The sequence below is a fragment of the Actinomadura sp. ATCC 39365 genome (assembly GCF_054392275.1).
The window spans coordinates 3,660,330-3,684,304 of the sequence record NZ_CP184335.1 but is presented as its reverse complement, the minus strand read 5'-3'; the positions used below and the strand labels follow the sequence as shown (position 1 = coordinate 3,684,304).

Sequence of the window (23,975 nt, the reverse complement as noted above, 5' to 3'; positions counted from 1 at the left end):
GATCCCACCCATGGAGGTACAGGATCGGATCCGGGGCTGCCTGCTCGGCGGCGCGATCGGCGACGCCCTGGGGGCGCCCATCGAGTTCGAGTCGCTGCGGGAGATCCGCCGGCAGCACGGCCAGGACGGCATCACCGACTACGTCACCACCCGGCGGGGCAGGAGCGGGCTCGTCACCGACGACACCCAGATGACCCTCTTCACCGTCGAGGCGCTGACCCGCGACCGCACGGTCGGCGAGGTGCGGCAGGCGTACCTGCGCTGGCTCGACACCCAGGAGCACCAGGCCCCGCCGCCCGCCGACCGTCCGCACCGGACCGGCACGCTGCGCGAGGAGGGCTGGCTGTACTCCCGGCGGGCGCCGGGCAACGCCTGCCTGTCCGGGCTGCGGCAACCCTTCCCCGGCCCGTCGCCGTCCGGCGCGCCCGGCCCGGTGAACCCCGGCTCCAAGGGCTGCGGCACCGTCATGCGGTCGGCGCCGTTCGGCCTCGTCGCGCCGTACGACGCGGGCGCCGCGTTCGAGCTGGCGGCGGTCTGCGCGCAGATCACCCACGGCCATCCGACCGGCTACCTGGCCGCGGGCGCGTTCGCCGCGATCGTCGCCCGCGTGATGGCCGGCGAGCCGCTGGAGGCCGCCGTCCGCCACGCCCTCGATCTGCTCGCCGCTCATCCCGGGCACGAGGAGACGTCCGGCGCCCTGCGCGCGGCGCTCGACCTGGCATCGTCCGGCCCGCACTCCCCCGAGCGGGTCGAGACGCTGGGCGGCGCGTGGGTGGCCGAGGAGGCGCTGGCCATCGGCGTCTACTGCGCCCTGGCCGAGCCCTCGCCCGAGCGGGCGCTGCTGCTGTCGGTCAACCACTCGGGCGACAGCGACTCGACCGGCTCGGTCTGCGGCAACCTGGTGGGCGCGCTGCGCGGCGCGGACGCGCTGCCGCCCGCCTGGGTGGGACCGCTGGAGGGCCGCGAGACGATCGAGCGCCTGGCCGCCGCGCTCCTCTAGGCTGGAGGCTCACCGGGACGGAAGAGATCGCATGCGAAACGTCGCGCGGACCTCGCTCGTTGACTCCGCCATCGAGGAGCTCCGCAGGGAGATCACCAGTGGGGTGTGGCCGGTCGGGACGAAGATCCCGTCCGAGAGCCGGCTCGCCGAGAGCCTCGGCATGAGCCGGTTGTCGGTGCGCGAGGCGGTGCGGGTGCTGGCCCACGCCGGGCTGCTGCAGACCAGGCAGGGCGACGGCACGTACGTGACCGCCACCGACGAGTCGCAGGTGGCGCTGCGCCGGCGGCTCGACCGGGCCGCCGCGATGGACATCATCGACGTGCGCCGCGGGCTCGACCTGGTCGCCGCCCGGCTGGCGGCGGTCAAGCGCACCGGCGACGACGTGGCCGCGATGCGCGAGGCGCTGGCCCGCCGCGGGTCGGCCGCGAGCGCGGGCGACCTCGACGGGTTCGCCGACGCCGACGCCGACTTCCACCTGCTGGTGGCCGACGCCGCGCACAACCCGCTGCTGGCCGACCTCTACCGCAGCATGCGCGACGCGCTGCGCGACAGCGTCAGGGACAAGGAGCAGGCCGCGCTGGCGCCCGACCCGTCGCACGACGACCTGCTGGCGGCGATCGAGGCGGGCGACGCGGCCAGGGCGGTCGAGGTCTCGGTCGCCATCCTCGACGCCCAGGAACGCGACCTGTGACCCGCGCGCCGGGTCAGCGGGCGATCAGCACCGCGAGCCCGGCGGCCGGGCCGAGCAGGATCGAGGCGGCGGCGCACACCTGCGCGACCCGGCTCGATCCGGTGGGGTGCACCGGGCCCTCCGCGGCGAAGACCGGGCGGATCCAGCGCAGGTAGTAGAACAGGCTCGCGACGGTGTTGGCGGCGGCGACCACCGCGAGCCAGGCGTACCCGCCGTCCCAGGCGGCCGCGAACATCAGCAGCTTCCCGGCGAAGACGGCGGTCGGCGGTGTCCCGACCAGGCCGAGCAGGCACACCACCAGCGCGAACGCCGTCCAGGGCGACCGCCGGCCGAGCCCCGCGTAGTCGGCCGGCCGCTCGGCCCCGATGGCGACCACGACGGCGAACGCGCCCAGGTTCGTGACCGCGTAGGCGGCCAGGTAGAACAGCAGGGCGGGCGCGGCCAGGGCGGTGCGTCCGGCCACCGCGACCGGGACCAGCAGGTAACCGGCCTGGCTGACCGTCGAGTACGCCAGCAACCGCCGTACGTTCTCCTGCTGGAAGGCGGCCAGGTTGCCCAGCGTCATCGTGCCGGCGGCCAGCACCGCGAGCAGCGCGGGCTCGTCCAGCACCGTCGTCGCCAGCCGGTACAGCGCCACCAGCGCCCCGATCTTGGGCACCGTGGTCACGAACGCGGCCACCGGCGCCGACGTGCCCTCGGTGACGTCGGGCACCCAGAAGTGCGCGGGCGCCGCCCCGGCCTTGAACAGCGGCCCGGCCAGCAGCAGCACCGCGCCCACGGCCGGGGCCCGCGCGGCGGGGTAGGCGGTGGCGCCGGACCAGCCGTACACGACGGTGGCCCCGGCCAGCATGAGCACGCCGAGGAAGGCACCCATCAGGTAGTACTTGAGCGCCGCCTCCGTGCCGGACGCGTCCTTGGCGAAGCCCGCCAGCGCGTACGCCGGGACGCTCGCCAGCAGGTACGCCGCCACCAGCACGAGCAGGTCGTCCGCCCCCGCCATGAGGACGGACCCCAGCGCCGCCAGCACCATCAGGGTGTACAGCTCGCTCTCCCTGCCGTCCCCCCTGACCCGGCCGGTCGCCAGCCACACGGCGAGCAGGGTGGCCAGGCAGACGGTCAGCCGGGCGGCTGCGGTCGGCAGATCGACGGCGTAGGCGTCGAAGGCCAGGACGGCGGGGCGCGGCAGGGCTCCGGCGCTCGCCATGGCGGCCCCGGCGAGCGCCGCCATGCACACCCAGGCGGCGACGCGCTGCCGGCCGCGGGCCACGAACAGCCCCGCGAGCAGCGCCGTCACCGCGCCCAGCAACATCAGGATCTCGGGCAGCATCGCGGTCACCGCCGCGCCGCCGTGGGGTGCGCTCATCGGCCCGCCAGGGCGACGACGGCGCGGGCGGCGGGCTCGATCAGGTCGAGCAGCGGGCCCGGCGCCAGGCCGATGAGCAGGGACAGGACGAGCAGCGGCGCGATCGCGCCCAGCTCGCGCGGCCGCACGTCGGTGACCCGCGGCGTCAGCTCGCCCGGCTCGCCGAGGAACGCGCGTTGCAGCGCCCGCAGGAACAGCGCCGCGGTGATCAGGATGCCGGTCACGGAGAGCGCGCCCGCGAGCACGGCCCCCGAGCCGATCACCCCGGTGAAGATCTGGAACTCGGCGATGAACCCGGACAGTCCGGGCAGCCCGAGCGAGGCGAACGCCGCCACCGCCGTGAGCCAGGCCAGCACGGGCGCCCGTCCCGCGATGCCGCCGTACCGGCCGAGGGCGTAGCCGCCCGCGCGGTCCCACAGCACGCCGGTGACCAGGAACAGCGCGCCGGTGACCAGGCCGTGGCTGACCATCTGGGTGACCGCGCCGCTGACCGCCAGCTCCTTGGCCCGCGCCGGACCGCCGGCCAGCCCGGCGGCGCCCGGGGCGAGCACGACGTAACCCATGTGGTTGACCGAGGTGTAGGCGACGAGCCGTTTGAGGTTCTCCTGGGCGAGCGCCACCAGGGCGCCGTACAGGACGCTGACCAGGCCGATCACGATGACCAGCCAGGCGTAGGAGCGCCACGGGCCGGGCAGCAGCGGCACGGCGATGCGGGCCAGCCCGTACGTGCCCATCTTGAGCAGCACCCCGGCGAGGATGGCCGACCCGGCGGCCGGGGCGTCGGTGTGCGCGGGCGGCAGCCAGGTGTGCACGGGCACGACCGGCGTCTTGACCCCCAGGCCGATCCCGATCGCGAGCAGCACGGCCGCGCCCGCGTCCGGCGGGCGCCGGGTGAGGTCGACGAGGTCGAACGTGTGCGGGTCGGCGGCCAGGTAGAGGCCGATGAAGCCGAGCAGCAGCGCCAGCGAGCCCAGGAAGGTGTAGAGGAAGAACGTCAGCGCGGACCTGGCCCGGTCGCCGTGCCCCCAGCCGACGATCACGAAGTACATGCCGACGATGGACAGGTCGAAGAAGACGAAGAACAGCAGCAGGTCGAGCGCCGCGAACAGCCCGGTGGAGACGGTCTGCAGGAACAGGAACAGCGCCGCGTGCGCCTTGGGCCTGGTGGGCTCGCCCAGCGAGTGGACGGCGCAGAGCAGGAACAGCACCGCGGTCATGGCGATCAGCGGGAGCGACAGACCGTCCACGCCGACGTGGTAGCCGGCCCCCGCCGTCGGGATCCAGCGCAGCCTGGTCTCGTACGCCAGGCCGCCGCCGTACCCGGTCCACAGGGCGACGACCAGGGCGAGGTCGGCGGCGGACGCGGCCACCCAGATCAGGCCGGCCGCGCGCGCCGTGACGCCCGGCAGGACGAACAGGGCGGCGGCGGCCAGCGGCAGGAACACGACGACGTCGAGCACGCCTCACCTCACGATCGCGAACACGACGGCCAGCACGACGAGGGCGACGGCGGCCTGGGCGAAGTAGGTGTGAACCTGTCCGGTCTGAGGGCGTCTGGCCAGCCCGCCGAGGCGTCGTACGGCGCCGCCGGCCCGCCGTACGAGCCCGTCGAGCCCCGCCTCGAACGGGTTCCCGGCCAGCCGCGCGGCCCGCAGCCCCGCCCGCGCGACGGCCTCGACCGCGCCCTGCACGACCCGCTCGTCGAACCAGGCCGCCCACCGCGCCGCCCCCAGCAGCGGCCGCCACACCACGGCCCGCGCCGCCCGCTCCAGCCCGAGCCAGCCCCGGAACACCCCGCCCGCGTACGGAAGCGCGGCCGTCCCGGGCCGGACCGCGATCGCGGCGGTCACCAGGGCGAGCGCCGGGACGCCGGACAGGGCCAGCTCGCCCGCCGTGAGGCCGGGCGCGCCCGGGTCGCCCACCAGCCGGGACCACCAGCCGTGCGCCGCGGGCAGCCCGACCATCCCGAACCCGGCCGCCACCAGGGCGAGCACCGGCAGCGGCAGCAGCTCCGGCCCCGCCACCCGGCCCGCGGCCCGGCGCTCGCCCCCCGAGCCGGTCGCCGCGTCGGCGGGCCGCCAGACCTCGGCCAGCGCCTTCCCCGCGTACAGGGCGGCCACCAACCCCGCGGCGAAGGCCACCACGCGCGGTCCCGGTTGCGCGACCCCGCTCAGGACGGCGTCCTTCGTCACCCACAACGACAGCGGCGGCACCCCGGCCAGGGCCGCCGCCCCCACCCCGAACACCACGCCCACCAGCGGGAACCGCCGGGCCGCGCCGTGCAGCCCGGCCAGGTCCTTGGTGCCGAGCGCCGCCAGCCAGGCCCCCGCCGCGAGGAACAGCAGGCTCTTGACCGCGGCGTGCGCGACCAGGTGGGCCGTCCCGCCGGAGACCGCCGACGCCCCCGCCGCCAGCACCATGAACCCGACCTGCGCGCAGGTCGAGGCGGCCAGGAGCTGTTTGAGGTCCCGCTGCGCCAGCGCGACCAGGCCGAGCAGCAGCGCGGTCACCGCGCCCGTCCAGGTCGCCACCGCCGCCGCCCAGCCGGTGGCCGCGAGCAGGGCGTGCAGCCGCAGCAGCAGGTACGCCCCCGCGACCACCATGGTCGCCGCGTGCAGGAACGCCGACACCGGGCTCGGGCCCGCCATCGCCCGCGACAGCCAGAACGCGAACGGCCCCTGCGCCGACTTGCCCAGCGCGGCCAGCACGACCCCGCCCGCCACCACGTCCCGCCACGGCGGCGGCAGGCCCGGCAGCCCGGCGAGCCCCAGGCCGCCGCCCGCGGCCAGGGCCGCGCCGCAGGCGACGTACAGGCCCAGGTCGCCGGCCCGGGTGGTGACGAAGGCGACGGCTCCGGACCGTACGCGCTCCCGGTCGCGCCACCGGTAGCCGATCAGCGCGTACGACATCGCGCCCATGACCTCCCAGCCCATCAGCAGCAGGACGAGGTCCGTCGCGGTCACCGTGGCCAGCATCGCGCCCAGGAAGATCAGCATCAGCCCGTGGAAGCGCCCCGACCGCTGCTCCGCCGCCGCGAACACCAGCACGGCCAGCCCGACCGCCGCCACGGTGACCACCATGACGGCCGAGAGCCCGTCCACGGCCAGCCCTTCGCCGAGGATCAGCAGGGCGGTCGCCGAGGGCCTGGTCACCGCCGCGTGCCCGGCCAGCCCGAGGGTGACCGCGGCCGTGGCGACGGACAGGGCGGGGGCGGCGCGGCGCATCGGGATCAGCAGCGCGCCGGCGGCGGCGGGCAGCGCGGGCAGCAGCCACAGGGACGGGCTCATCCTCTGAGGTCTCCGGCGGCGTCGGTCACGTCCACGTCGCGGGCGCGGAAGACGGCCGTGGTGACGGCGAAGCCCATCGCCATCTCCAGCGCCATCACGGTGACCGCGACCAGGACGAGGACCTGGCCATCCGCGGCGGCCGGGGCGACGTGGTACCAGAAGGCGCCGCCGGCCGCGATCACGCCGTTGATCATGAGTTCGAGGCCCATCATGAGCATGACGATCGACTGCTGGGACAGCACGCCGTACAGGCCGACGGCGAACAGGGCGGCGGCCAGCAGCAGGAAGCCTTGGAGCGTCACCGGTCGTACCGTCCCCGGTGGGTGGCCAGCAGCACGGCCGAGATCATCGTCGCCAGGATCGCCACTCCGACGATCATCATGACCAGCATCTTCGGCCCCATCAGGGACAGGCCGAGCGCGTGCGTGGGGTCCGCCGGCGGCCGTCCGCGCCGGCTCGGCGGGCGGACGAGCAGCGCCCCGGCGGCCAGCAGGACGAACACCGTTCCGGCGATGGCCGCCGCGCCCCGCTGGTTGTGCACCATCTTCATCGGCATGAGCCCGGCCGGGTTCATCATGTACATGATCATGAAGACGGCCATGACCAGCATCTCCATGACCATCATGAGGACGACCAGCACCCCCAGGTACTCCAGGTCGATCAGCAGCAGCGTCCCGCCCACGGCCAGTAGCGAGACCAGCAGCGCGAACGTCGCCCGCGCCATCGAGTCCACCACGAACACCGCCACCCCACCCGCCACCGCGACGACCGCCAGCGCCCAGAACGCCACGTTCACGGCAGCACCACCATCGCGACGACCAGCAGCTGCACGAGCGTGACCGGGATCAGCACCACCCACGCGAACCACACGAACCGGTCCATCCGCACGACCGGCACCCGATACCCGGCCAGCACCAGCACGGCCAGCACCGCCGCCGTCTTGACCGGCCCCCACACCCAGCCGGGCAGCACGGGCCCCGCCGCGCCCCCGAGGAACAGCGGCACCGCCCCGGCCGCCGCCACGACCAGCAGCGCATGGCGTCCGGCCAGGAAGACCAGCCGGTCGGGGCCGCCCAGCTCGCCCGGCACGCCGCCGCACACGTCCCGCCCGACCGGCTGCCCCATCGGCCCCCAGAACGCCATCGCCGCCGCCGAGACGAGATAGACCACGAACGCGACCGGCATCCACACCACGAACCACAACCCGCGCTGCGCCGCCACGAGGTCCGCGAACCGCAACGACCCCGCCCCCACGCCCACGGTGATCAGCACGAACATGTGCGGCAGCTCGTAGGCCAGCCCCTGGGCCAGGAACCGGTAGCCGCCGACCAGCGGCCACATGGCGTTGACCCCCCATCCGACCAGCCACAGAGCCCCCCAGACGCACACCTCCATGGCGTTGAACCACACCACCCCCGCCCCGAGGTCCAGCACCGGCGCGCCCCCGACCGGCAGGACCACGGCGGCCAGCAGCGCCGCCGCCGGCAACACCACGACCCCGGCCCGGGTGAGCAGGACGTCGGCCCGGTCGGTCCGCCGCCGCTGCTGCACCACCAGCCGCGCGCCCTCCCTGAACGGCGCCACCGCCGCAGCCCGCCAGGAGCCGCGGCCCGCGCCGAGCGCCGCGTCGAAGGCCGCCGCCCCCCACGTCAGCACCGCCATCCCCAGGGCCGTCCCCGCGGCCGTCCCCGCAGCCACCGGCTCACCCGCCCCCGGCTGCCGACGGCAGCCGGTCGAGGTCCGGATCGAGACCGGCCACGATCAGCCGCGCCACGGCGAGCTCGGCCCCGGCCAGCAGGCCGGGCAACAACGCCAGCACCCCATCCACCGGGACGTCCCCGCCGCCCCCAGGCCCGGAACGCTCTTCGGTCAGGGCCTCCACGTCGTCGAGCCACCGGCGCACACGATCCAGGGCGTCCCCCCGCAGCGGCGGCGGGGCGTCGGGGCCGAGCTCACCGGCGCCGCGCAACATCCACCGCAACACCCACGACCGGCGCACCCGCCGCGTGAACCGGACGCAGTGCCGCCTTGCCCGCTCGTCGACGGCGCCCGCGAGCAGGCGGTCCCGCAGGCGCCGGGCGTCCGCCGCGGCGGCGGGCCATCCGGCCACGGCGAGCAGCCTGCCGAGGCCGTCCAGCCGGGCCGCCGCCGTACGCCGCCGCGCCTCCTGCCGGCCCATGTCCGGCCCCGGGACCCAGAACGCGTCCACCGTGCCGCCGGCCGGCAGGGCTCTGACCTGCGCCTCCTGGATGACGTCCCCTTGCAGGACGGTCTCCACGACCAGCCCCGCGGGCCAGTCCGCGAGCACGGGTCCCAGTGGCACGTGCAGCCGATCCAGCTTCAGCCCGTCCCGGTCGGCGCCCCGCTCGGCCATGGGAGTGTCGTCCGGGCCGTTCCCGGACGTCCCCGCGGCCAGGACGCCGGCCTGCCGCCACTGGCCGGGTTCGTCCCCCAGCACGCGGACGGCGTCGTCCAACGCGGCCACGACCTCGTCGGCCGCGACGTCCGGCGGCAGTTCCACCAGCGCCCTCGGCACCGGAACCGTCCGCCACACCTCCCCTGCCGCCGCCGCCAGCTCCGCTCCGGGTCGCCCGCACACCACCATCAGGCTCGCCTCGGCCGCCGACGCCGCCACCGGCCAGCCACGACGGTCCACCTCCGCCTCCACCAGCAGCCGCGCGCGCGTCCCGTACGGGGCGGCGACGAGGAGCACCCGGGGCCGCAGCGCCGCCTGCCGCAGGAGCCACCCCCTCAGGCCCACCGGAACGCCCCTTCCCGCCACGCGTACAGGACGCCGACCAGCAGCAGCCCCAGGAAGGCGAACATCTCCACCACCGCCGGCAGCCCCACCTCGGCCACCACGAGGGCCCACGGGTACATGAAGACCATCTCCATGTCGAAGGCGAGGAAGACCAGCGTCACGGCGTACCACCGCACGTGGAAGCGGGACACCGCGTGCTCCCGTGGCCGCGCCCCGGACAGGAACGGCCCCGCCCGCACGACCCCGCCGGGCGACAGGGCCAGGGAGGCCAGGTACACCGCGGCGACCCCGGCGGCGAGCAGCGCCACGAGCCCCAGCACAGCGCCCACCGCTCTCACCTGCCGCAGAGCCCGAAGATCAGATCACTTGCCCTCACGGTAGCAACCGGAATCCGCCTTCCCCGCGACCGACATCCCCCCTCACCAGCACGAACGCGAGCCGGGCCGCCGACCCGAGGGTCAGTGCGCGAGGCCGAGAGAGGTGACGAGGTCGCGCATCTCGTCGTCGTAGACGGCGGCCGGGTCGTGGACGAGGGTGCGCAGGTGGCCGTAGATCTCCAGGGCGATGAGGCCGTGCATGCGGCCCCACACCCGCAGCGTCACCGCGATGCCCGCCGGCGGCAGGTCGGGGAAGTCCTCCTGGACGTGGGCCGCCATGGCGGGGTCGAAGTCGGCCCAGGTGTAGGAGCCGCCCCTGGACACGCACTCCCGGGCCGCCGGCCAGGCCGCGGCGACCAGGCCGACGATGCCGGCGCAGGCCCGCGCCTCCGCCTCCTTGCCCGGACCTTCGCCGGGCGGACGGTAACCCGGCACGGGGTCGCCGTAGATCAGCCGGAAGCCCTCGGGGTTGGCCAGCGCCCACTCGCGCATGGCCCGCGCCCAGGCCAGGATCCGCCCGCCCGGATCGTTCTCCGGCACCGCGTCGCGGGCGGCCTCGGCCGCGTCGACGGCCGAGGTGTAGACGTCGCCGATGAGCGTCGTGACCAGGTCGTCGCGGGTGGGGAAGTAGCTGTAGATCGCACCGGCCGTCATGCCCATCTCGCGGGCGATCGCGCGCAGCGAGATGGCGTCGGGACCGCCGTCGGCCATGAGCTGCAGGGCGATCGTCTTGATCTCGGCGCTGGTCTGGGCGCGTAGCCGGTCCCGGCGGCTCGTCCTGGGGTCGCTCACGGTCGACAGCTTACACGGCATGCTGTTTACTGAACGGCGTGTAGGAATCGAACGCCGTACATCTTCCGATGGGAGTCAGAACAGGTGAGCACCACCGATGTGATCCGCGCCTACCTCGACGTCTGGAACGAGCCGGACGCCGCCGCCCGGTCGGCCCTGATGAAGTCCGTCCTCACCGAGGACTCGCTCTACGTCGACCCCGAGAACGCGGGCCTGCGCGGGCACGCCGAACTGTCCGAGGTGATCGGCCGCGTCCGGAGCGGGCTCGGCGACCTCCGGTTCACCCTCGACACCGTGGTCGGCGTGCACCACGACCGCGCGTTGTTCCGCTGGCGGCTGGGCACGGCCGCCACCGGCTACGACGTCGTGGAGTTCGACGGGGGCCGCATCCGCAGCATCGTCGGGTTCTTCACCTGAACCGCCCCCTGCCGGACCGCAGACCCGCCACCCCATCGCGGCGCAAGCCGCGCGAACCACACAGGAGCACCCATGTCCCTCTCGTCCACCTCCCCGGCGCCGGTGACCGTCATCGGCCTCGGGCTGATGGGCCAGGCGCTGGCCACGGCCTTCCTGGCGAACGGTCACCCGACCACCGTCTGGAACCGCTCGGCGGCCAAGGCCGGTGACCTCGTCGCCAAGGGAGCCGTCCTGGCCGGCTCCGTCACAGGCGCGGTCGAGGCGAGCCCGCTCGTCGTCGTCTGCGTCTCGGACCACGACGCCGTCCACGGGTTGCTGGACCCGGTCGCCTCCTCGCTGGCCGGCCGCACCCTCGTCAACCTGACCACGGCGACCTCCACCCAGGCCCGCGACACCGCGAGGTGGGCGGCCACGATCGGGAGCGCCTACCTCGACGGGGCGATCCTCGCCCTCCCCCAGGCGATCGGCACCGCCGACGCCACGGTGCTGTACTCCGGCCCGGAGGGCGCCTTCGAGGAGCACCTGCCCACCTTGCGGGCGCTCGCCGGAGACGGGACCGTCCACCTCGGCGAGGACCACGCCCTGTCCGCCCTGTACGACATGTCCGTCCTGAGCATCATGTGGGGCGTGCTGAACGGCTTCCTCCAGGGCGCCGCCCTGCTGGGCGCCGCGAACGTCAAGGCGACGACCTTCGCGTCCCTGGCCACCACCGCCATCGGCGTGACGACCGGCTACGTCACCGACTACGCCCGGCAGATCGACGAGGGCCGCTACCCGGCCGCCGACGCCACCCTCGCCGTCCACCTGGGCGGGATGGAGCACCTGGCACAGGAGAGCCGGGCGCTCGGCGTCAACACCGAGCTGCCGGACCTCTTCCTGGAACTGGCCCGGCGCGCGGCGGCCGGCGGCCGCGCCGGCGACGGCTACGCGGCGATGATCGAACAGTTCCGCCGGCCCTCGGCCTGACGTCGCCCTCCGGCGGCACTAGCCGCCGATGACGAGGGTCTCCGCGGAGCCGTCCTCGTCGGGAGGGTCGTCGGCGGCCTTCCGGCGCGCGGCACCCGGTCGTCCCGGCGTGCCGCGAAGGCGAGGCAGGCGGGACGCCACGAGCACCACCAGCGCGCCGGCCACCGCCGCCGGCACCAGCAGGTACGCCGGAACCCCGCCACCCGCCGCCTCCCCGGACGGCACCCCGCTCGGCACCCCGCTCGGCACCGGCATGCTCTTGCCCGGCGGAAACCCCGGCGGCCGGACGGCGCCCCAAGGATCCTTCCCGTCCCCGCCGAACGTGGCCACCTTGTCCGGCGGCACCGGGTCGGCCAGCAGCCGTCCGGGAACCGTGAGCGTCCCCACGGCGTACGGCTCGAACCAGCCCTGGAGGCCCTCCACCCGCCACACCCCGTCCGGCACGACCACCGACGTGGCGTAGTGTCCGGCCTCCGGCAGCGGGGTGCCGGCGAAGGTGACGGTCCTGCCGTCGGCCCTGGTGAGGCGCAGGCCGACGGGGTCGAGCTCGCCCGCGTAGGGATGCGTGCCGTGCTGCAGCACCCAGAACCCCACCGTGTACGTCCTCCCGCCCGCGAACGCCGGCGGCGGATCGAGGTAGGTCACCGCCCATCCCCCGCGCGCGGAGGCGGACGCCGCCCCCGCCCACCACCCGGACACCACCAGGACGACCAGCACGACAGCCGTCAGTGCGACCGGCCTGCCCGCCGGTACGGCCACGTTTCTCTTCATCACGCACCTCCGACCTCCCTACACCGCCCGGCCCCGCCAGGTTCCGCCCGCGAATCGCAGGAACAGCCGGCCGGCCGGGTGCGACAATTCCCGGTGCCGCGCGCACAATGGAGTCAGCACGAGGAAATCAGGGCGAGAATTCGGCGAGGAGCGAGGAGGCTTACGCCGTGTCCGCCACCGGTGGCGAATATCTGACCGCGATGCTCGACGTTCTGGTTTACGAGAACGTATTGGTCGCCTGGCGCCGCGCGCCGGGCGGTTATCTGGTCGTCACGCATGAGGGCGAGGAGGTCCGGCTGACCGCGCAGCAGGCCGGGATGTGGGCGCAGGGGGCGTTCGCGGTTTATCTGGCGTTGGTGGATCAGCGCCGTATCACTCCGCGTATCCCCGGCGACACCACAGCGCAATAACCCGCATCAGAACAAAAACCCATTTTTCCAGACTTGTCGCCACAGCAACCGTGACGAACCATCCGGCCAACCGGTCAAGCCGGTTTCCGGGCGCGTCCGAGAATGTGCGGCAACCTCGGCGACAACGGCAACGGCCGGAACGCGAACCGTTCGCGCTCCTCGACCACCAGCCCGCTGTCGGCCATGGCGCGCTCGGTGTCGCGGTTGAGGCGGCACCCGCCAGCCATCCGCCGCCACAGCGGCGTCACGAGGTCCTGCACCAGCGCGCCGGCGGCCCGCGAGGAGCGCACGTGCTCGTAGAACCGCACCTCGCCACCGGGCCTGAGCACCCGGAACACCTCGCCGAGCGTCGCCCGCTGGTCCGGCACCGAGCACAACACCAGCGAGAGCACCACGGCGTCGAAGGAGGCGTCCGCGAAGCGCAGGTCCGCGGCGTGCCCGGCGACCACGCTGACGGGCACCGGCGCGCCGGCCGCGGCCCGGCCGGCCAGCCTCCGCAGCCGGTCCTCCGGCTCGACGGCGACCACCTCGCGCACCGCCGCCGGGTAGTGCGCGAAGTTCAGCCCGTTGCCCGCGCCGACCTCCAGCACCCGCCCGGCCAGCCCGGCCAGCAGGCGCCGCCGGTGTTCGGCCGCGCCCCGCCGCTCCGACTCGGCGCTCATCCGCTCGTACGCCTGGGCGAAGCGGGGGTTCTGGAACCGCGTCAGGTCCTGCACGCCCCCCACGCTAACCCGCCCGCGCGAGCCCCGCGTGGATCGGTCACGACCGGACGAGGCGGGCGATGGCGTCGGCCGCCTCCTTGACCTTGGCCTCCGCCTCGGCCCCGCCCTTCTGCGCCGCCTCGACCACACAGTGCGCCATGTGCTCCTCCAGCAGCGACAACGCGAACGACTGCAACGCGCTCGTCGTCGCCGACACCTGCGTCAGGATGTCGATGCAGTACTTGTCGTCCTCGACCATGCGCTGGATGCCCCGCGCCTGGCCTTCGATCCGGCGCAGCCGCCGGAGGTGGTCCTGCTTGCCGTCGGTGTACCCGGCCATCTCCCGGTCCTCTCGCTCGCTACACCGACCGCAACACGGTACCCCCCTACCGTATTCCGGAGCGGGGCCGGTCAGCCGCCCTGGTTGTTCATGAAGCGCGAGATCAGCCACTGCCCGCCCTGGTGCGAGAGCATGAAGAGCTCGCGGTAGGTGGTGTCGCCCTGCTTGCTGGTCGAGCGCGCGAAGGCGTCCTGGGTGCCCGCGTTCCGCGTCTCGTCGATGGTGTGCGTGGCCGACTTCAGGTCGGCGCCGTCCTTGAGCAGCTTCTCGAAGAGGCTGCGGACGGCCTGCGAGCCCGTGGCCGTGGCCTGCCCGTCAAAGGCCACCACGGCGTCGCTGGTGAACGTCTTCACGACCGCGTCCACGTTGCCGGCCTTCAGTGCGTCGAAGTAGTTCTGGACGGCGGCGCGCGGCTGGGTGGCCGCCGTCATGGTGCCGGTCGGGGTGGCGGTCTCGGTCATGGTCTCGGTCGTGGTCGGCGACTCCATGCCGGTCTCGGTGGGCGTCATCATGGTCTCGGTCGGCGTGGCCGGGCTGGCCTCCCCCTTCATCGCCTGCGTGTTGCTCCCCGCGGAGCAGCCCGCGACCAGGACGACGGGAACGATCGCGGCCAGCAGGAGTGCCCTGCGCTCAGAAATCTTGCTCATGGCCGGGTTGATGCCCTCGTGGGTCGTTCCCGAATGCCCGGTTTAGGCACTCCGCACGACCCCTTTACCTCATGTCGGTATTACTCACGGTAACGCTTCACTGTCATTGGTGAGACCGGTCAGAGCTGTGATCGTTGCCGACCCGAGACCGGGTGGGGAAGGCCCGCCTATAGCGTCCCTCCGTGCGGCCAACACAGGCGAACCCGGAACCACTGCCCCAGCGTGAGGACGCCGAACGCTGTGCCAGCGTCCGGTCCGGGCGGCGGTGCGTCCTTCCCGCGGCTCACCCCACCCCGCACGTCTACCCGCCCGTGGAGGCCCTCTAGCGACGTCCGCGCAGGTGAGGGGGCCGGTCGGCGGGGCAGGTGACGACGATGGACGAACCGAGGACCACCGTCACGCCGTGTGCGAACGGCCCGCTGCTGATCAGAGGCCCCTTCGAGCTGCTGACTCAGGACGGCGAGCCGATCGACCCCGGAAGGGCCACGGTCGCGCTGTGCCGGTGCGGCCGATCATCGACCAAGCCGTTCTGCGATGGTTCGCACAAGTCCGTCGGCTTCCAGGCGTCGAGCGAGCCCGACCCGCCCGCCGACTCCTGAGCCCGTGCGCGCAGCCACCGCGCCGAGTGGGCGGCCCGCGCGAGCCGTCCCCCCGCGTACGGCACTCCGCCCGCGCAGGCCGCGCCCACCGCCAGCCAGGAGCACACCGCCCGCTCCAGCACCCACACCGGCGCGAACAGCGAGGCGCCGGCGGGGAAGACCCGTCGCCCGCCGGCCCGCCGCCGCCCGGCCTCGGCCAGGGCGACGGCCGCCCCGGCGGCGGCCAGCAGCGGCAGCGGCCGGCGCACCAGCGCGAGCGCGGGCAGCACCGCCAGGAAGGACGCCAGCCGCGCCGGCTGGGCGAGGTCGTCGTAGGCCTGCCGCACCCGCTGCGACCAGAACCGCCGCGCGTCGCACGGCAACCTCCGGACGTACAGGCCGGGCGGGCGCAGCTCGCGTCCGCCGTGGGCGCGCACGGTGCGGACGAGCTCCAGGTTCTCGAACAGCACGTCGCCGTCGTAGCCGCCCATGGCCAGGAAGAACGACCGCCGGACGCCGAACGTGCCCGGGTAGTCGGCGCCGAACGCGCGGTTGAGCAGGGTGCGGGCGGTGTCCCAGCGGGCGTGCCAGGGGGCGGGGTCGAAGTAGTTCTGCGGCCTGACCAGCTCGGCGCGGGCGAGCAGGGCGTGCATCTCGGCCAGCGCGGGCAGGTCGTAGCGCACGTCGTCGTCGGCGATCACGACCCGGTCGCCCCGGGCCAGCCGCAGCCCGGTCGTCACGCCGTTGACCTTGCCGTTGGCGAAGGACAGGCCGGCCGCCGGGCTGACGTGCCGGACCAGGCAGCGCCAGCGGCGGGCGTGGCGGGCGTACAGCTCGGGCCGGCTGCCGTCGACCACGGTCACGCGTACGTGCGGCGCGAGGGCGCGCAGGTATTCGGTCAGCTCGTCGAGGCCGGAGTCGTCCTGCCAGCGCAGCGGGATCACGTAGTCGAGGTCGATCACGCGGGCACCGCCTGGTCGAGCAGGGAGGACGCGCCGCGTTCCCAGCAGCCCATGACGTGCTCGGCCCAGCGGCGTTCGAGGGCCAGGGCGCAGGCGGCGCCGTACAGGACGTCGCCGGTCAGGGCGGGGAAGGCGGCCGCGAATCCGCCGCACAGGTCGGCCGCGGCGATCTGCTCGTGCACGGCGTCGGCCTGCACGTGCTCCTCGTAGAACCGGGCCGCCGCCGCGTCGCCGCCGAGCCGGCGCAGGCCCGCGGCGTAGCGGCGGTTGGGCAGCGACGAGGTCATCTCGATCGCGGCCAGGTGGCCGACCAGCGCGCCGCGCAGCCGCCGGTGCAGCCCGAACAGCGACATGGCGTTGCTGACGGCCAGGGTGACCGCGGGGACGCGCGGCAGGTACGCGCCGTAGGAGTCGTCAAGGCCGAGGCCGCGCATGGTGTGGCCGAACAGCTCGCAGTGCATGCGCTCGGGCCGGCCGCCGCCGTACTCGTCGGCCTGGATCTCCACCAGGGCCGCCTTGGGCCGGCCGCGCAGGCGCGGGATCGCCCAGGTGTGCGGGTCGGCCTCCTTCAGGTGGTAGATCGAGCGGTGGACGACGAACTCGCGGAAGGTCTCGATCCCGGCCTCGCGCTGGAGGTGGAGCGAGACCGACGGCTCGTCGTCGTCCTCGGCGGTCAGCGCGGTGAGCGCGCGCCGCACCTCGCCGGGCGGCACCGGCCCGGGACGCGGCACGGCCCCGGCCAGCTCCCGCTCGAAGCGGTCCTCCAGCAGGCCGCGCAGGCGCAGCAGCGAGGGCTCCCACTCCCAGCGGTCGTCCACCTCGTCGAAGCCCTGGTAGTGCAGCTCGTAGCAGGCGAACAGGGCGAGCTGGAGATCCTCCTCGCCGTCGGGGCCGGGGGCGTCGGGCAGTGTCGCGGGCGGCCGGGCGAGCCGGTCGAAGAGCAGGTCGGTGAGCGGGCCACGCGCGGGCGGCAGGCGCATCAGGCGGCCTTGCGGTAGACGGAGACGTGCGCGCGGCTCTCGTCGGTGAACGGGGTGCCGATCCAGTCGGCCCAGCGGTGTTCCAGGGCCATCCCGGCCAGCCTGGCCATCAGGTCGAGCTCGCCGGGCCAGGCGTAGCGGTGGTTGGCGGGCAGCAGCCGCACGCCCTCGCCGGTCAGCCGTACGCGGGTGGTGCGCATGTGCTGGGTGGCCGGGGCGAGGCTGGCCGCCTCGATGAGGACGACGTCCTCGGTCAGCGACAGCAGCCGCAGCGCCGAGCCGTCGCGGAAGGCCGCCGGGTCGGGCACCCACGCCTCGACCACGAACCGCCCGCCACCGCGCAGGTGCCGCGCGGCGTTGGCGAAGCAGTTGACCTGCGCCTCCTGGGTGGGCAGGGCGAAGATCGTGTTGATCGCCAGCACCACCAGCGCGTACGAGCCCTCGACCCGCATGGTGGAGAAGTCGCCCACCGTCACGGGGACGGCCGCGCCGCCGGGTTTGGCGCGCAGCTCGCGGGTCATCTCCGGCGAGGCGTCGATCCCGGCGACGGACAGGCCGCGGGCGGCGAGCGGGAGCGCCAGCCGTCCGGTGCCGATGCCGAACTCCAGCACGGGGCCGCCCTCGGCCAGCGTCGCCAGCCGCTCGACGGCCGCGCCGGTCGGCAACTCCGTCACCGTGGCGTCGTAGATGTCGGCGATCGCGCGCCCGTAGGCGGAGGCGTCGTAGGCCACGTACACCTCCTGTCCCCCGTGTTTCAGCAGGTCAATGCCCCTGGTCTGATCGGCTAAACGCTGACCTCCACCCGCCCGGCCGCCACCCGCACGGCGTAGACGGGCACCTGGACGGCCTCCTCGTCCAGGCACGCCCCCGACACCAGCGAGAAGACCTGCTTGTGCAGCGGCGAGGCCACGGTGGGCTCGCCCCGCCTGGTGCCGACGATGCCGCGCGAGAGCACGTACGCGCCGCTGAACGGGTCGAGGTTGTCCAGGGCGTGCACGTGCCCCTCGTAGGTGCGGAACAGCGCCACCTGCCGGTCGCCGACCAGCGCGCAGACGCCGCGCTCCGGCGGCAGGGCCGCGTACTCGCAGACCGGGGTCCAGCTCATCGGGCCATCACCGGCCTGATCTGGCCGCGCTCGGAGGCGAACACGATCGACGGGTCGGGCACGCCGGGGGCGTTGACGAAGCTGACGAACCTGCTCAGCTTCTCCGGGTCGTCCAGGGTCGCCGCCCACTCGTCGGCGTAGGTGGCGACGTGCTGTTCCATCTGGGCGTCGAGGTCGGCGCAGATGCCGAGCGAGTCTTCCATGATCACCTTCCGGAGATGGTCGAGGCCGCCGTCCAGCGACTCCAGCCAGGCGGCGGTGCGCTGCAGCCGGTCGGCGGTGCGGACGTAGAACATCAGGAACCGGTCGACGGTCCTGATCAGGTCGCCGGTGCTCAGGTCGGTGGCCAGCAGGTCGGCGTGGCGGGGCCGGAAGCCGCCGTTGCCGCCGACGTACAGGTTCCAGCCCTGCTCGGTGGCGATGACGCCGAAGTCCTTCGACCTGGCCTCGGCGCACTCGCGGGCGCAGCCGGACACGGCCGACTTGAGCTTGTGCGGCGAGCGCAGGCCGCGGTAGCGCAGCTCCAGGGCGATGGCCAGGCCGACGGAGTCCTGGACGCCGTAGCGGCACCAGGTGGAGCCCACGCACGACTTCACCGTGCGCAGCGCCTTGCCGTAGGCGTGGCCGGACTCGAATCCGGCGTCCACCAGGCGACGCCAGATCTCCGGGAGCTGCTCGACCCGGGCGCCGAGCAGGTCGATGCGCTGCCCGCCGGTGATCTTGGTGTAGAGCCCGAAGTCGCGGGCGACCTCGCCGATCACGATGAGCTTGTCCGGCGTGATCTCGCCGCCCGGGATGCGCGGGACGACCGAGTACGTGCCGTTCTTCTGGATGTTGGCGAGGAAGGCGTCGTTGGTGTCCTGCAACGCGGCCCGCTCGCCGTCGAGCACGTGCCCGTTGTGCAGCGAGGCCAGGATCGAGGCGACCGCGGGTTTGCAGACGTCGCAGCCGCGCCCCTGCCCGTGCTCGGCGATGAGCCGGGAGAACGTCGTGATCTTCCGCACCCGGACGATGTCGAACAGCTCGGCCCGCGAGTACGCGAAGTGCTCGCACAGCGACCTGCCGATCTCTACCCCCGACTCCTCCAGGAGCTGCCTGAGCATCGGCACGCAGCTCCCGCACGTCGTGCCGGCCCGCGTGCACGCCTTGAGGCCGGGCACGTCGGTCACGCCCAGCTCGGCCACGGCGTGCCGGACGTCCCCCGCGCAGACGTTGTTGCAGGAGCAGACCTGCGCGTCGCCGGGCAGGTCCAGCGGCGCCCCGGAGCCGCTGAACAGCAGGTCGGAGGGCGGCGCCGGCAACGGCTTGCCGACGAACGGCCGCAGCGCCGCGTACGGCCCCGCGTCCCCCACGCAGATGCCGCCGAGCAGCGTGCGGGCGTCGTCGCTGATGAACAGCTTCTTGTAGATCCCGGCGACCGGGTCCATGTAGGTCACGTCGAGGGCGCCGTCCATCGCGCCGAACTGGGCGACCTCGACGCCGAGCAGCTTCAGCTTCGTGGACGGGTCCCCGCCCGCGAACGAGGACGTCCCGCCCATGATCCGGTCGGCGGCCACCTCGGCCATCGTGTTGCACGGCCCGACCAGGCCGTGGACCGTGCCGCCGGCCAGCGCGCACTCGCCGATCGCGTAGACCGACGGGTCGGAGGTGCGCATCCCGTCGTCGACCACGACGCCGCCCCGCTCCCCCACCTCCAGCCCGCACGCCCTGGCCAGCTCGTCGCGCGGCCTGACGCCCGCCGAGAACACCACGACCTGGCCCTCGATCAGCGTGCCGGACGGCGTGCGCACCCCGGCGACCTGGCCGTCCGGCCCGGTGACGACCTCCTGGACGCCCGACCCGGCGTGCACGCCCAACCCCAGGGCCTCGATGTGGCCCTTGAGCACCGCGCCGCCGCCCTCGTCCACCTGGCGCGGCATCAGCCAGGGGCTCATCTCGACGATGTGCGCCTTCAGGCCGAGCGTCCGCAGCGCGTCGGCCGCCTCCAGGCCCAGCAGGCCGCCGCCGACCACGACGCCTTCGGCCGCGTGCCCGGCGGCCGCCCGGATCGCGTCCAGGTCGTCGATGGTGCGGTAGACGTGGGCGTGCTCGCGTCCGGGCACCGGCGGCACGAACGGCGCCGACCCGGTGGCCAGCACCAGCACGTCGTACGGCTCGGCGGCCCCTCCTTCGACGGTCACCGTCCGCGCCTCCCGGTCGACGGCGACGGCCCGGCTGCCCAGCCTGGTCACGGTCCCGGCGGGCACCGGGTAGGTGAGGTCGGCCACGGTGGCCCCCGACAGGTACGAGGTCAGCGCCACCCGGTCGTAGGCCGGGCGCGGCTCCTCCCCGATGACGGTGATCCGCCCGTCGAAGCCCCGGCTCGCCAGGGTCTCCACGAAGCGGTGCGCGGCCGGGCCGTACCCGACGACGACGATCCTCCTCATACCGGCACTCCTTCCTGATCGCACAACCAGCCGACGATGCCCTCCACGGCGTCGCGGCAGGTGCCGCAGCCGGTGGTGGCCCTGGTGGCGGCGGCCACCCCGGCCACGTCGCGGGCGCCGGCCTCCCAGCACGCCCGGATCTGTCCCTTGGTCACGTTGTTGCACCGGCAGACCTCGGCCGCGTCCGGCATCAGCACCGGGCTGCCCGCGACCGGCGCCGTGGACAGGCCGGGGAACAGCAGCCCCGCGCGGTCCCCCGGCACGGGGCCGCCGCGGTCGAAGAGCTGGGTGAGGGTGCCGACGGCGTCGCTCTCGCCCAGCAGGATCGCGCCCACCAGCCGCCCGTCGCGGATGACGAGCTTGCGGTAGGTGCCGCGGGCGCGGTGGCTGAAGCGCACCACCTCGGCGTGCTCCTCGCCGAGCTGCGTCTCGCCCATGGCGGCCAGCTCGACGCTCCTGGCCTTGAGCCTGGTGACCAGCCGGGAGCCGCGGTAGCGGGCCTTGCCGCCGGTGATCACCTCGGCCGCCACGGCGGCCTGCTCCCAGGCGGGGGCGACCAGGCCGTACACCGTGCCGTCGTGCTCGGCGCACTCGCCGACGGCGAAGATCGACGGGTCGCCGGTGCGCAGCTCGTCGTCCACGACGACGCCGCGCCGCACCTCCAGCCCCGCCTCGGCGGCGAGCCCGGTGACCGGGCGCACGCCGCAGGCCAGGACGACCAGGTCGGCCTCGACCAGCTCGCCGCCGGCCAGGCGGACGCCGTCCGGCTCGACCGCGGCCGCGCTGACGCCGGTGCGGGCCGCCACGCCGAGCCCGGCCAGGGTCTGGCCGAGCACCTCGCCCGCCTCGGCGTCGAGCTGGCGTTCCATCAGGTGCCCGGCCAGGTGCAGCAGCGTGACCGGCAGGCCGCGCCCGGCCAGGCCGCGGGCTGCCTCGATGCCGAGCAGCCCGCCGCCGACGACGGCCGCGCGGCGCGCCCGTCCGGCCGCCCGCACGATCCGCTCGCAGTCCTCCAGCGTGCGGAACGGCACGGCCCGCCCGACGCCGGGCAGCGGCGGCACGACCGCCTGGCTGCCGGTGGCCAGGACCAGCAGGTCGTACGGCTCGCGCCGCCCGTCCGCGGTCACCACGTGCCTGGTGTCCCGGTCGATGCGGGCGACCTCGGCGCCGGGCACGGCCTCGACGCCGTGCGCGGCGTACCAGGAGGGGTCCAGCAGGCGCACCTGGTCGGGACGCGAGCTCCCGGCCAGCACGTCCGACAGCAGCACCCGGTTGTACGGCGGCCCCGCCTCGGCCCCGAACGCGGTCACCCGCATCCGCGGGTCGCGCGCCCGCACCTCGCTGACCAGGCGTGACCCGGCCATCCCGTTCCCCACGACGACGAGCCTCATGAGTCCCTCTCCACCCTGACCGCGCAGACCTTGAACTCCGGCATCCCGGAGACCGGATCGAGCGCCGGGTTGGTGAGCCGGTTGGCGCCCTCCCAGTGGAAGGGCATGAACACGGTGTCGCGCCTGATGGCGTCGCTGATCCTGGCCACCGCCGTGCTCCGGCCCCTGCGGCTGGTGACCCGCACCAGGTCGCCCGCGGCGACGCCGAGCTGCTCGGCCAGGTCGGGATGCAGTTCCACGAACGGCTCGGGGGCGGCCTGCACCAGCGACGCGATCCGGCGGGTCTGGGCGCCGCTCTGGTAGTGGGACAGGACGCGGCCGGTGCTCAGGTACACCGGGTAGTCCCCGTCGGGTTCCTCGGCCGCGGGCCGGTGCTCGACCGGGACGAACCGGGCGCGGCCGTCCGGGTGGGCGAAGCGGTCCAGGAACGGCCGGGGCGTGCCGGGGTGGTCCTCGGACGGGCAGGGCCAGAAGAGGCCCGTCCCGGCGGCGATGCGCTCGTAGGTGATGCCGGAGTAGTCCGCGACGCCGCCCGCGGCGGCCCGGCGCAGCTCGTCGAAGACGGCGGCCGGCTCGGTGTCGAAGCGGTGGCCGAGCCGGGCGGCCAGCCCGGCGATGACGTCCAGGTCGCTCCGGACGCCCGCCGGCGGCGCGACGGCCCGGCGGCGGAGCAGGACGCGGCCCTCCAGGTTGGTCATCGTGCCGCTCTCCTCGGCCCACTGGGTGACCGGGAGCACCACGTCGGCCATGGCCGCGGTCTCCGAGCGCACCACGTCGGCCACGACCAGCAGGTCCAGCCCGGCGATCCGGTCACTGACGTGCCCGGACGCGGGCGCCGACACCACCGGGTTGGACCCGAACAGCAGCAGCGCCCGCGGCCCCCGCGGGGTGCCGAGCGCGTCCAGCAGCTCGTACGCCGACCGCCCCGGCCCCGGCAGGTCCTCGGCCCGCACGCCCCACACCCGCGCGACGTGCGCGCGGGCCGCCGGGTCGTCGATCCTGCGGTAGCCGGGGAGCTGGTCGGCCTTCTGGCCGTGCTCCCTGCCGCCCTGGCCGTTGCCCTGGCCGGTCAGGCAGCCGTAGCCGGAGCCGTGCCGTCCGGGCAGGCCGAGCGCCAGGGCCAGGTTGATGAACGCGGTGACGGTGTCGGTGCCCTTGGCGTGCTGCTCGGCGCCGCGCCCGGTCAGCACGTAGGCGTTCTGGGCGGCGGCCAGCGCGCGTACGGCCTGCCGCATCCGGTGCACCGGCACCCCGGTGACGCGCTCGACGCGTTCGGGCCACCAGGCGGCCAGCGAGGTGCGCACGTCGTCGAAGCCGGTGGTCCTGGCCGCCACGTAATCCGCGTCCACGAGGTCGTCGGCGATCGCCAGGTGCAGCAGCCCGAGCGCGAGCGCCAGGTCGGTGCCGGGGGTGGGCTGCAGGTGCAGCCAGGCGAGCCGGGCCGTCGGGGTGCGGCGCGGATCGACGACGATCAGCCGCGGCCCCGACAGGTGCCGGACGAACGGCGGCATGGTCTCGGCCACGTTCGCGCCGGCCAGCAGGACGACGTCGGCCTCGCCCAGGTCGGTGACCGGGAACGGCAGGCCCCGGTCCATGCCGAAGGCCCGGACGGAGGCGGCGGCCGCCGAGGACATGCAGAAGCGGCCGTTGTAGTCGATCTGGCTGGTGCCGAGCGCGACCCTGGCGAACTTGCCGAGCTGGTAGGCCTTCTCGTTGGTCAGCCCGCCCCCGCCGAACACGGCCACGGCGTCGGGGCCGTGCTCGGCGCGGATGTCGGACAGCCGGGCGGCGACGTGGTCGAGGGCGGTCTCCCACTCCACCGGCTCGCCGTGCAGGAGCGGCGTGGTCAGGCGCTCGCCGTTGGTGAGCAGCTCGGCCGCCGTCCATCCCTTCTGGCACAGCGCGCCGGGGGCGTTGGCCGGGACGTCGGTCCTGGGGCTGATCTCCAGTGCGGGCCCGATCTCCATGCCGCACTGGAGGGCGCAGTAGGGGCAGTGTGTCTTCGTCATG

The 23,975-nt window shown here is 74.6% G+C and carries 25 protein-coding genes and 1 pseudogene; 6 read left to right on the top strand and 20 right to left on the bottom strand.

Annotated elements, in window-relative coordinates; genetic code table 11:
- Window positions 1-10 precede the first annotated feature (10 nt).
- Together ACNF49_RS18375 and ACNF49_RS18370 are read left to right on the top strand one after the other, a co-directional pair.
- On the top strand, window positions 11-1,000 hold the full coding sequence (locus tag ACNF49_RS18375) for an ADP-ribosylglycohydrolase family protein (RefSeq protein WP_482944458.1): 990 nt from the start codon (window positions 11-13) through the stop codon (window positions 998-1,000).
- A gap of 31 nt (window positions 1,001-1,031) precedes the next feature.
- The gene (locus ACNF49_RS18370; protein WP_482944457.1) at window positions 1,032-1,691 is read left to right on the top strand and encodes a FadR/GntR family transcriptional regulator; all 660 of its coding nucleotides are present in this window, start codon (window positions 1,032-1,034) and stop codon (window positions 1,689-1,691) included.
- Between the two features lie 13 nt (window positions 1,692-1,704).
- Here ACNF49_RS18370 and ACNF49_RS18365 read toward each other — a convergent pair whose 3' ends face one another.
- From ACNF49_RS18365 to ACNF49_RS18325, 9 genes are all read right to left on the bottom strand, one after another.
- Window positions 1,705-3,054 (bottom strand): NADH-quinone oxidoreductase subunit N, encoded by a 1,350-nt coding sequence (locus ACNF49_RS18365; protein WP_482944456.1) that lies wholly within the window; start codon window positions 3,052-3,054, stop codon window positions 1,705-1,707.
- Window positions 3,051-4,514 carry a complex I subunit 4 family protein gene (locus ACNF49_RS18360; RefSeq protein WP_482944455.1) on the bottom strand — a complete coding sequence of 488 codons (1,464 nt, stop codon included), beginning with the start codon at window positions 4,512-4,514 and terminating at the stop codon, window positions 3,051-3,053. The genes ACNF49_RS18365 and ACNF49_RS18360 overlap by 4 nt, the downstream gene beginning before the upstream one ends.
- Window positions 4,515-4,517: 3 nt before the next feature.
- Window positions 4,518-6,341 (bottom strand): proton-conducting transporter transmembrane domain-containing protein, encoded by a 1,824-nt coding sequence (locus ACNF49_RS18355; protein WP_482944454.1) that lies wholly within the window; start codon window positions 6,339-6,341, stop codon window positions 4,518-4,520.
- The gene (gene nuoK / locus ACNF49_RS18350) at window positions 6,338-6,643 is read right to left on the bottom strand and encodes an NADH-quinone oxidoreductase subunit NuoK (RefSeq protein ID WP_357965390.1); all 306 of its coding nucleotides are present in this window, start codon (window positions 6,641-6,643) and stop codon (window positions 6,338-6,340) included. The genes ACNF49_RS18355 and nuoK overlap by 4 nt, the downstream gene beginning before the upstream one ends.
- Complete coding sequence (locus tag ACNF49_RS18345) at window positions 6,640-7,137, bottom strand: NADH-quinone oxidoreductase subunit J (protein WP_357965393.1); 498 nt, start codon at window positions 7,135-7,137, stop codon at window positions 6,640-6,642. The genes nuoK and ACNF49_RS18345 overlap by 4 nt, the downstream gene beginning before the upstream one ends.
- Window positions 7,134-8,039 carry an NADH-quinone oxidoreductase subunit H gene (locus ACNF49_RS18340; RefSeq protein WP_482944453.1) on the bottom strand — a complete coding sequence of 302 codons (906 nt, stop codon included), beginning with the start codon at window positions 8,037-8,039 and terminating at the stop codon, window positions 7,134-7,136. The genes ACNF49_RS18345 and ACNF49_RS18340 overlap by 4 nt, the downstream gene beginning before the upstream one ends.
- 4 nt (window positions 8,040-8,043) lie before the next feature.
- Entirely contained in the window at window positions 8,044-9,102 is a 1,059-nt protein-coding gene (locus ACNF49_RS18335; RefSeq protein ID WP_482944452.1) for a hypothetical protein, read from the bottom strand.
- On the bottom strand, window positions 9,093-9,431 hold the full coding sequence (locus tag ACNF49_RS18330) for an NADH-quinone oxidoreductase subunit A (RefSeq protein WP_357965401.1): 339 nt from the start codon (window positions 9,429-9,431) through the stop codon (window positions 9,093-9,095). Before ACNF49_RS18330 ends, ACNF49_RS18335 begins: the two co-directional genes overlap by 10 nt.
- A 129-nt stretch (window positions 9,432-9,560) precedes the next feature.
- Window positions 9,561-10,271: a TetR/AcrR family transcriptional regulator gene (locus ACNF49_RS18325; protein ID WP_357965404.1), complete on the bottom strand. Its 711-nt coding sequence runs from the start codon at window positions 10,269-10,271 to the stop codon at window positions 9,561-9,563.
- An 84-nt stretch (window positions 10,272-10,355) separates the two neighbouring features.
- Between ACNF49_RS18325 and ACNF49_RS18320 the strand changes: the two genes are divergently transcribed.
- A complete protein-coding gene (locus ACNF49_RS18320; protein WP_482944451.1) occupies window positions 10,356-10,688 on the top strand; it encodes a nuclear transport factor 2 family protein in 333 nt (110 codons plus the stop codon).
- 72 nt (window positions 10,689-10,760) lie between these two features.
- Window positions 10,761-11,654 (top strand): NAD(P)-dependent oxidoreductase, encoded by an 894-nt coding sequence (locus ACNF49_RS18315; protein ID WP_482944450.1) that lies wholly within the window; start codon window positions 10,761-10,763, stop codon window positions 11,652-11,654.
- A gap of 18 nt (window positions 11,655-11,672) precedes the next feature.
- Here the strand turns inward: ACNF49_RS18315 and ACNF49_RS18310 are convergent, their stop codons facing one another.
- Window positions 11,673-12,425: a hypothetical protein gene (locus tag ACNF49_RS18310; protein WP_482944449.1), complete on the bottom strand. Its 753-nt coding sequence runs from the start codon at window positions 12,423-12,425 to the stop codon at window positions 11,673-11,675.
- A gap of 167 nt (window positions 12,426-12,592) precedes the next feature.
- Between ACNF49_RS18310 and ACNF49_RS18305 the strand changes: the two genes are divergently transcribed.
- The gene (locus ACNF49_RS18305) at window positions 12,593-12,835 is read left to right on the top strand and encodes a hypothetical protein (RefSeq protein WP_357965414.1); all 243 of its coding nucleotides are present in this window, start codon (window positions 12,593-12,595) and stop codon (window positions 12,833-12,835) included.
- 74 nt (window positions 12,836-12,909) lie between these two features.
- Here ACNF49_RS18305 and ACNF49_RS18300 read toward each other — a convergent pair whose 3' ends face one another.
- The 3 genes from ACNF49_RS18300 to ACNF49_RS18290 all read right to left on the bottom strand — a co-directional run bounded on the left by ACNF49_RS18300 (window position 12,910) and on the right by ACNF49_RS18290 (window position 14,523).
- The gene (locus tag ACNF49_RS18300; RefSeq protein ID WP_482944448.1) at window positions 12,910-13,551 is read right to left on the bottom strand and encodes a class I SAM-dependent methyltransferase; all 642 of its coding nucleotides are present in this window, start codon (window positions 13,549-13,551) and stop codon (window positions 12,910-12,912) included.
- Between the two features lie 43 nt (window positions 13,552-13,594).
- Window positions 13,595-13,876, bottom strand: coding sequence for a metal-sensitive transcriptional regulator (locus tag ACNF49_RS18295; RefSeq protein ID WP_352358958.1), 282 nt, complete (start codon window positions 13,874-13,876; stop codon window positions 13,595-13,597).
- A 71-nt stretch (window positions 13,877-13,947) separates the two neighbouring features.
- The gene (locus tag ACNF49_RS18290; protein ID WP_482944447.1) at window positions 13,948-14,523 is read right to left on the bottom strand and encodes a YybH family protein; all 576 of its coding nucleotides are present in this window, start codon (window positions 14,521-14,523) and stop codon (window positions 13,948-13,950) included.
- Window positions 14,524-14,897: 374 nt separating this feature from the next.
- On the opposite strand from ACNF49_RS18290, the pseudogene ACNF49_RS18285 reads away from it, so the two are divergent.
- Window positions 14,898-15,011 (top strand): annotated as a pseudogene (locus tag ACNF49_RS18285) (hypothetical protein); the annotation flags it as partial.
- On the opposite strand, the gene ACNF49_RS18280 reads toward ACNF49_RS18285, so the two are convergent.
- Genes ACNF49_RS18280 through ACNF49_RS18250 form a run of 7 tightly spaced genes read right to left on the bottom strand, consistent with a single transcriptional unit; the run spans window position 14,975 to window position 23,974 of the window.
- Complete coding sequence (locus ACNF49_RS18280; protein WP_482944446.1) at window positions 14,975-16,063, bottom strand: glycosyltransferase family 2 protein; 1,089 nt, start codon at window positions 16,061-16,063, stop codon at window positions 14,975-14,977. The pseudogene ACNF49_RS18285 and the gene ACNF49_RS18280 sit on opposite strands and share 37 nt — an antisense overlap.
- Window positions 16,060-17,043 carry an iron-containing redox enzyme family protein gene (locus ACNF49_RS18275; protein WP_482944445.1) on the bottom strand — a complete coding sequence of 328 codons (984 nt, stop codon included), beginning with the start codon at window positions 17,041-17,043 and terminating at the stop codon, window positions 16,060-16,062. The genes ACNF49_RS18280 and ACNF49_RS18275 overlap by 4 nt, the downstream gene beginning before the upstream one ends.
- Window positions 17,043-17,774, bottom strand: coding sequence for a class I SAM-dependent DNA methyltransferase (locus ACNF49_RS18270; protein ID WP_482944444.1), 732 nt, complete (start codon window positions 17,772-17,774; stop codon window positions 17,043-17,045). Before ACNF49_RS18270 ends, ACNF49_RS18275 begins: the two co-directional genes overlap by 1 nt.
- A 53-nt stretch (window positions 17,775-17,827) precedes the next feature.
- A complete protein-coding gene (nirD, locus tag ACNF49_RS18265) occupies window positions 17,828-18,148 on the bottom strand; it encodes a nitrite reductase small subunit NirD (protein WP_358284421.1) in 321 nt (106 codons plus the stop codon).
- On the bottom strand, window positions 18,145-20,574 hold the full coding sequence (nirB, locus tag ACNF49_RS18260) for a nitrite reductase large subunit NirB (protein WP_482944443.1): 2,430 nt from the start codon (window positions 20,572-20,574) through the stop codon (window positions 18,145-18,147). The genes nirD and nirB overlap by 4 nt, the downstream gene beginning before the upstream one ends.
- Entirely contained in the window at window positions 20,571-21,965 is a 1,395-nt protein-coding gene (locus ACNF49_RS18255; RefSeq protein WP_482944442.1) for an FAD-dependent oxidoreductase, read from the bottom strand. The genes nirB and ACNF49_RS18255 overlap by 4 nt, the downstream gene beginning before the upstream one ends.
- Window positions 21,962-23,974, bottom strand: coding sequence for a molybdopterin oxidoreductase family protein (locus ACNF49_RS18250; RefSeq protein ID WP_482944441.1), 2,013 nt, complete (start codon window positions 23,972-23,974; stop codon window positions 21,962-21,964). Before ACNF49_RS18250 ends, ACNF49_RS18255 begins: the two co-directional genes overlap by 4 nt.
- Between the last annotated feature and the right edge of the window lies 1 nt (window position 23,975).